Source organism: Streptomyces sp. LS1784, from assembly GCF_020103755.1.
GTDB lineage: Bacteria > Actinomycetota > Actinomycetes > Streptomycetales > Streptomycetaceae > Kitasatospora.
The window spans coordinates 1-1676 of record NZ_JAHSQD010001002.1 but is presented as its reverse complement, the minus strand read 5'-3'; the positions used below and the strand labels follow the sequence as shown (position 1 = coordinate 1676).

The window sequence follows — 1676 nt, the reverse complement described above, 5'->3', positions numbered from 1 at the left end:
CGCGGCAGCGCTGCTGGCCGCCGTGTGTCCGGCGACCGCCGTGGCCGCGCCGGACACCGCCCCGGTGCCGCGACTCACGTGGGCGACCTGCGGGGACGGCTTCCAGTGCGCGACCGCCCGTGTGCCGCTCGACCACCACGACCCGCGCGGCGCCGGGATCGACCTCTCCGTCATCCGGCACCCGGCGGACGACCAGGCGCACCGGATCGGCTCACTGTTCTACAACCCCGGCGGGCCGGCCGTGCCCGGCACCGCGGCCCTGCCCATGATGCTCGGCCAGTTCCCCGAGGAGGTGCGCAAGCGCTTCGACATCGTCAGCTTCGACCCGCGCGGCACCGGTGGTAGCGCTCCCGTCCAGTGCTTCGACGACTCGGCGGACGAGCAGGCCCTGCTGGCCGGCACCGCCGCCGGCTACCCCGAGGGCGCGGACCAGCAACATGCCTGGGCCGACGCCTACCAGCGCCTCGCCCGGCAGTGTGCGGCCCGCAACCCGGCCCTGTTGCCGCACGTCTCCACCGCGAACGTGGCCCGGGACATGGACCTGCTCCGCCGGGCGGTCGGTGACCGACGGCTCACCTACCTGGGCACCTCGTACGGCACCTACCTCGGCGCCACCTACGCCAACCTGTTTCCCGGCCGGGTCCGCGCCATGGTCCTCGACAGCGCACCGGACCCGGTGGCCTGGTCGACCGGCCGCGGGGGGCAGGCCGCAACCATGGGTACCCTGCTGCGCAACGGCAGCGACGTGGCCGCCGGCCGTACCCTCGACGTCTTCCTCGACCAGTGCGCCCAGGTCGGTCCCCCGGCCTGCGCCTTCTCCGCCGGGACGGCCGCCGCCACCCGGGCCAGGTACGGTGAGCTGCTCCAGCGGCTGCGCGCCCGGCCGGTCGCGGTCGACGGCATGACCTTCACCGCCGGCTCGGCCGTGGAGGCGACGATCCTCTCGCTCTACGCCACGAACCCCGTCCCGGGCATCCCCCTCACCGGCTGGACCCGGCTCGGCACGACGCTCCAGGCGCTGTGGGCCGCCACCGAGGCGCCTGCCACGCCGACCGCACCGCTGCCGCCCGTCCTCCACCAGTCGCCGGACCAGGCGCTCGCGGTGGCGTGCTCGGACAGTGCCAACCCGCCCGCCCGGGCCGACTATCCCGCCCTGGCCGCGTCCGCCCGGGCCCGCTCCGGCGAGGCCGGCCCCTACTTCGCCTGGGCCGACGAGCGCTGCGCCGACTGGCCCGCCCGGGACCGCGACCGGTACGACGGCCCCTGGAACCACCCGACCGCCCGGCCGATCCTGGTCGTCGCCAACACCGGGGACCCGGCCATGCCGTACGAAGGGTCCCGCGCGATGGCCCGTTCGCTCGCCCGCGCGGAGCTGCTGACCGTCGACGGCTACGGCCACACCGTGCTGGCCAACCCCAGCGACTGTGCTGCCCGGCACGAGGCCCGCTACCTGGTCGACGGCGTCCTCCCCGCCCCCGGCACGGTCTGCGCACCCACCCACCCGCCGTTCAGCGGCTGATCGCGCATCCGCCCTGCCGCGCCACCCGCCGCGGGTGGCGCGGCGGGCACGCACCCGGCCGACTCCGAAGAGCCGGTCAGCCCGCCTCCAGCGCCAGCGACTCCGGCCGCGACAACGCCCGGCCGCGCTCCCAGGCGGCCCGGAAACCGGCCTCCCC

The 1676-nt window shown here is 76.5% G+C and carries 1 protein-coding gene; it reads left to right on the top strand.

Annotation, left to right across the window (positions count from 1 at the left end):
* Positions 1 to 1519, top strand: a 1519-nt coding sequence (locus KS423_RS47805; protein ID WP_263455890.1) for an alpha/beta hydrolase, incomplete at its 5' end; no start/stop codon positions are given.
* Between the last annotated feature and the right edge of the window lie 157 nt (positions 1520 to 1676).